Origin of the sequence: Curtobacterium flaccumfaciens UCD-AKU, from assembly GCF_000349565.1 — a bacterium.
Classification (GTDB): Bacteria; Actinomycetota; Actinomycetes; order Actinomycetales; family Microbacteriaceae; genus Curtobacterium; species Curtobacterium poinsettiae.
Genome location: NZ_APJN01000098.1, coordinates 1 through 5,770 on the forward strand (window position 1 = coordinate 1; position 5,770 = coordinate 5,770).

The 5,770-nt window shown below is 69.5% G+C and carries 5 protein-coding genes; 1 reads left to right on the top strand and 4 read right to left on the bottom strand.

Going from position 1 to position 5,770, the window contains the following annotated elements:
• Nucleotides 1-71: 71 nt before the first annotated feature.
• From H489_RS22030 to melA, 4 genes are all read right to left on the bottom strand, one after another.
• A complete protein-coding gene (locus tag H489_RS22030) occupies nt 72-947 on the bottom strand; it encodes a carbohydrate ABC transporter permease (protein ID WP_081612180.1) in 876 nt (291 codons plus the stop codon).
• Complete coding sequence (locus H489_RS22035) at nt 947-1,906, bottom strand: carbohydrate ABC transporter permease (protein ID WP_017885824.1); 960 nt, start codon at nt 1,904-1,906, stop codon at nt 947-949. The genes H489_RS22030 and H489_RS22035 overlap by 1 nt, the downstream gene beginning before the upstream one ends.
• Complete coding sequence (locus H489_RS22040) at nt 1,890-3,194, bottom strand: ABC transporter substrate-binding protein (protein WP_040418807.1); 1,305 nt, start codon at nt 3,192-3,194, stop codon at nt 1,890-1,892. The genes H489_RS22035 and H489_RS22040 overlap by 17 nt, the downstream gene beginning before the upstream one ends.
• A 127-nt stretch (nt 3,195-3,321) precedes the next feature.
• A complete protein-coding gene (gene melA, locus H489_RS22045) occupies nt 3,322-4,746 on the bottom strand; it encodes an alpha-galactosidase (protein WP_017885826.1) in 1,425 nt (474 codons plus the stop codon).
• Between the two features lie 114 nt (nt 4,747-4,860).
• On the opposite strand from melA, the gene H489_RS22050 reads away from it, so the two are divergent.
• Nucleotides 4,861-5,685, top strand: coding sequence for a helix-turn-helix domain-containing protein (locus tag H489_RS22050; RefSeq protein WP_031259148.1), 825 nt, complete (start codon nt 4,861-4,863; stop codon nt 5,683-5,685).
• Nucleotides 5,686-5,770 lie beyond the last annotated feature (85 nt).

Sequence of the window (5,770 nt, forward strand, 5' to 3'; positions counted from 1 at the left end):
GCTGGCACCGTGCCTCCCGTCGTTCCTCTCCCATGGCCACTGCAGTGGTAGGCCCGGAACCGCCCGGCGCCCTACTTGATGCCGGTCGAGGCGATGCCCTGCACGAACTGCCGCTGGAACGCCAGGAAGACCACGAGCAACGGCAGCACCGTGACGGTCGCGATCGCCATCACGGCTCCCCACGGTGAGCTGAACGCCGGGTTGTTCGTCAGGGTCGACAGGGCCACCGGCACCGTCAGGTTCTCGTTGCCCTGCAGGACGACGAGCGGCCACAGGAAGTCGTTCCACCGGGTCATGAAGCCGAGGATCACGAGCACCCCGACCAGGGGGCCGCACGAGGGCAGCACCACCCGGAAGAACGTCTGGAACTCCCCGGCACCGTCGAGCCGAGCGGCCTCCATCAGCGCGTCCGGCACCCCGAGCATGAACTGCCGGGCGATGAAGATCCCGACGACGTCGAACACGGTCGGCAGGATCACCGCCCAGGGGGAGTCGACCAGGCCGATCTTCGCGACGACCAGGAAGCTCGGCACCAGGGTGACCTGGATCGGGATCATGATCGTGACGAGGAACGCCGAGTACAGCAGCCCTCGGCCCACGAAGCGGAACTTGGCGAGTGCGTACCCGGCCATCAGCGACACGACGACGCTCAAGGCGGTGCCGACGCTGGTGATGAGCGCGGAGTTGCCGAGCCACCGCCAGACCGGCTGCGTGCTGAACACCTGCGTGTAGTTCTCGAACGTCGGCCGGGTCGGGAACAGCGAGAACGTGCCACTCTGCGACTGCCCGCCGGGGGTGAGTGCCGAGACGACCATCCAGTACAGCGGGAACACCATCAGGATGGCCAGGGCGGTGAGCCCGGCGACGAGCACCCACCGACCGGGCCGACGCCGGGAGCGGGCTCCAGCCGGACGGCGGCGGGGACCGCGGACATCGAGTACGGCCATCAGAGCATCTCCTCCGCCTTGCGGTTGGCGCGCTGCCGGAGCAGCGTGAACACGAGCAGGATCGCGACGAGCACCAGTCCGAGCGCCGCGGCGTAGCCCATCCGGGCATCGATGAACGCGGACCGGAACACGTACTGGATCAGCACGGTCGTCGAGAAGCCAGGGCCACCGCCGGTCATCACGTAGATGACGTCGAAGGCCTGCAACGAGAACACGACGTTCAGGATGAGCAGGATCGACGTCGTCGGGCGGAGCAGCGGCCACGTGATGGTCCGGAACCGCACCCAGCGCGAGGCGCCGTCGATCGCGGCGGCCTCCTTGAGCTCGGCGGGCACGGACTGCAGCGCGCCGAGGTAGATCACCATGCAGAAGCCGATCCGGGTCCAGACCACGACGACCACCAGGGTCGCCATCGCCCACCCCGGAGCGGTCAGCCAGGGCACGCGGCCCATGCCGAGCGCTTCGAGCAGGTTGTTCACGACGCCGTAGTCGCCGTTGAAGATCCACGACATGATGACGCCCACCACGACGCCCGCGGCGACCATCGGCACGAAGAACAGGGCGCGGAACACCGAGCGTCCGGGCAGCGGCCGGTTCAGGGCAACCGCCAGGGCGAGCCCGATCGCCATCGACGTCGGCACGGTGCCGAGCGTGAACACGAGCGTGTTCCGCAGCGCCGTGCCGATGAGCGGGTCGGAGCCCATGTCGACGAAGTTCTTCCCGCCGACCCAGGTGCCGTCGCCGAGCGAGGTGCTGGAGTCCTGGAAGCTCAGCGCGATCGCCGTGATGATCGGGATGAGCGAGAAGCCGAGGAACAGCAGCGCCGCGGGGCCGACGAACACGTACGGGACGAAGCGGCCGCGGCTTCGGCGGGCACCGTCGCCAGCGGGGAGTCCGCCGGTCGGAGGGGCGGTGGACGCCGTCGTGCGGACCGGCGCGGTCTCAGTTCGCAGTGACACTGCGCATCGCCTCCATCATCTGGTTCGAGGCCTCTTTCGGGCTCAGCTGCCCGAGCAGGCAGAGGTCGAGGTAGTCGGCGAACACCGCGTTGAGCGAGCTGAAGTACTCGCCGCTCTCGGCCTGCACCATCGAGAGCGGGATCGTCGTCCCCTGGTCGATGAACCGCTGCATCGTGTCGGTGTTCGCGGCGTACCCGATGTCCTTCGCGTCGAGGGACTTCCGGGCGGGCAGCCAGTTGCCGTCGTGGCAGAACTGCTGCATCTTCGACCGTGACGTGATCATCGCCACGAGCTCGGCCGCGAGCTCCGGGTGCTTGCTCGACTTCGTGACGGCCAGGGCGTTGCCGCCCAGGTCGCTCGCCTCGCCGACGTTGCGGATCATCGGGGCAGTGCCCCAGTTGTCGGGCATGTCGGTGTCGAGCTGCGCGATCGACTCCGGGTTGTTGAGCATCATGCCGATCTGCCCGGTCAGGAACAGGTTCCGCGAGACGTCACCGCCGCCGCTCTTGCTGAGGTTGCCGGTCGTCGCGAGTCCTTCGGCGTACCACTTCCGGCCGAAGGCCAGGGCGTCGATCGCCTCGGGGGTGTCCATCGACGGGGTCGCGCCGTCCTCCCCGAGGAACGCGCCGCCGTTCTGGTGGACCAGCGGCAGCCACCGGTACGCGGTCTCGGGCGACGACCAGCCGTACCCGAACGCGTACTTGCCGGTGACCTGCTTGACCTCCTTCGCGACGTCGAGGAACGCATCCCACGTCCACGCGTCGCCGAGGGCCTGCGGTGGCGTGACACCGATCCGTTCCATGACGTCGCGGTTGTAGTAGGTGATGAAGTTGTCGGTGTGCTGGAAGACGCCGTACACACCGTCGTCCCGCGCGCCGATCGCCCAGAACGGGTCGCTGTAGTCCTGCCGGTAGTCCGCCGGGACGGCCCCCGAGATGTCGACCAGGCTGCCGTTCGCGGCGTACCGGCCGATCTGCTGCGGGGTGATCCGGATGACGTCCGGCGCCAGGTCGGCGGCGAGCCGCGTGATGAACCACTGGTGGAACTGGCCGGTCGTGACCTCGACGGAGACGCTCGTGCCCGGGTGCACCGCGACGAACTCGTCGGCGATCGCCTGGTAGCTCGTGATGTCCGTCGGGATGTTCCAGGTGGACAGGCGGATGTGCTTCGTGCCGCCGCGGGCAGCGGTTCCCTGGCCCGCGCAGGCGGCGAGGGCGCCGGCCATCGAGATACCGGCGAGTGCGAGGAACCCCCGTCTGGCGAGCTGGGGGGATGGTCGGGTCGGCATGGTCCTCTCCTTTGAGGTCGTGGTGCCGTGCAGGACGGACTGGAGGCGCGGCGCGCGTCTGCGCGTCGGCGCGAGCCGGACGTGGGGTCGCGGTTGCGGACCCGACCCCACGTCGGGCGCGACGGCGTCAGACCAGCGCTGGGCGGGCCTCCCGGTCGGCCGTGTGCGCGGCTGCGCCCGCGTCCGCCGGACGCAGCGACTCGGGGAGCAGCGCCGCATGGGCGTGCAGGAGCTCGTCGGTCATCTCGGCGATGCGGTCGAGCGTGAGGTGCGCCGCCGTCAGCGGGTCGAGGGCGACCGCGTGGTGGACGTGCTCGACGTTGCCCGTCAGCGCAGCGCGCACCGCCAGGGTCTGCACGTTCGTGTTCGTGCGGTTGATCGCGGCGAGCTGGGGCGGGAGCTCGCCGAACGAGGTCGGTTGCACGCCCTTGCCGTCCACCAGGCAGGCCACCTCGACGCAGGCGTCGGACGGCAGGTTCTGGATGACGCCGGTGCTGTTCGGGACGTTGCCGTAGACGACTGCGGGGACCCCTGTGACGATCGCGTTCACGATGCTCGCGCCGTACTCGACGCTCGGCGTCAGGTCGGCCTTGAGCTTCTCGAGCTGCGTGTCCACGTCGCCCTGCTCGTCGTGCGCCAGGCAGATCTCGTAGTAGTCCCAGCGCTCCGGGATGTACTCGAGCACCGTCTCCGGGTCCTTGCGGAAGTACGGCACGTACTCGCTGGCGTGGTGGCTCGACTCGGTCTCGAAGTACCCGAACGAGCGCATCAGCTGGGTGCGGACCTGCTCGTTGCCGCCCTCGTAGTTGCTCGCCGCGGCAGCCGCCTCGCTGTGGTCGCCGTCGTCGTCGTGCAGGTCGGACGCCGCGACGCCCCGCTGGTGCTTCGCCGTCATCACCTCGCGCAGACGCGGGTAGAGGTCCTCGCCGTTGCGACGCTTGAACTCGAGGATCCACGCCTGGTGGTTGATGCCGGCGCTGACGAACTCGACCTCGTCGTACGGCACGCCGAGCGTGCGGGCCAGCATGCGGGTGGTGCCCTGCACGCTGTGGCAGAGGCCGACGGTCCGCAGGCCCTTCGCGTTGAGGAACGCCGTGGCCATCGCCATCGGGTTCGCGTAGTTGATGAACTGGGCGTCCGGGCAGAGCTCGAGCGCGTCGCGGGCGATGTCCTCGTAGGCACGGACCGACCGCAGGAACCGGAACACGCCGCCGGGGCCGACGGTGTCGCCGACGGCCTGGTCGATGCCGTACTTGCGGGGGATCTCGACGTCCCACTTGTACGACTCGACGCCGCCGACCTGGAACGTGATGATGACGACGTCCGCACCCGCCAGGGCCTCGCGCCGGTCGGTGGTCTCGAGGACCTCGACGCCGAGGCCGTGGTGGGCGACGAGTTCGCGGGCTGCGGTCGCAGTGCGGGCGACCCGGCCCGCGTCGAGGTCCATGAGGTGCAACGTCGCGTCCTGCAGTGCGGGGAAGGAGACGAGGTCGCCGATGAGGCGGAAGGGGAAGACGAAGCCGCCGGCGCCGATGATGGTGATCTTGGTCATGTGACGACGGTAGGAAGCGCCGGGGCCCGGGGTCCTCCGGCTTCGGACGGCGGGGTTCCAGGATCCTCCGATCGGACTCCGGGTCGTCCACGCCGCTGCCGTAGGCTCGGCACCGTGCTCGACGTGGAGACGGTGGAAGCGGCGTACTGGAGCCATCGCGGCCCGGCGCCGATGATGCCGTCCTCACACCGGCACGACGACCTCGAGATCAACCTCGTGCTCGAGGGACGGCTCGACTACCGGTTCGGCGGGGAGCCGGTGAGCGTCAACGCGGGGGAGATCGCGCTCTTCTGGGGATGGACACCCCACCAGCTCGTCGGTGACGCGACGGGGACCGGACAGTGCCGGTGGGTGCACATACCGCTCGGCGAGGTGCTGGCGTGGGGGCTTCCGGACCACGACCTCGGTGCCATGCTGCTGAACCGTCCCGTCGTGGTGCCGACCGGTGCGGCCGGGCGGGACGTCGAGTCGATGTTGTCGTCGTGGCAACGGGACTTCGCGGACGACGGAGCCGGAGTGATCGCGAACCTCGAAGCGCAGGCCCTGGTGCGCCGGTTGCTGCGGCACCACCGCGACGCCGTGGACCAGCGCGCGGAGGGCGGGCACGGCACCGCGGACGCGATGCACCGGGTGATCGACATGGTGCGGTTCGTCGTGGACCGGTTCCGCGAACCGATCGAGGTCGCCGACGTCGCCGCTGCGGCACACCTGCATCCGCACTACGCCATGACGGTGTTCCGGCAGGACGTCGGGACCACGATCGGGGAGTACCTGACTCGGTGCCGGGTGGCCGAAGCGCAGCGGTTGCTCGCGACCACGTCGATGACGACGTCGGAGATCGCGCATGCCGCGGGGTTCGGCTCGCAGTCGAGCTTCTACGCACACTTCACCCGTGCTTGCGGGAGCGCGCCCGGGGCGTACCGAGCGCGGGCCCGCTGAGCTGTGGTTCCCACGACGCGAATCGGCCCGGACCGCGCTGCTGCGTGGTCCGGGCCGATGGTGTTGCGGGGGTGTTACTTGATCT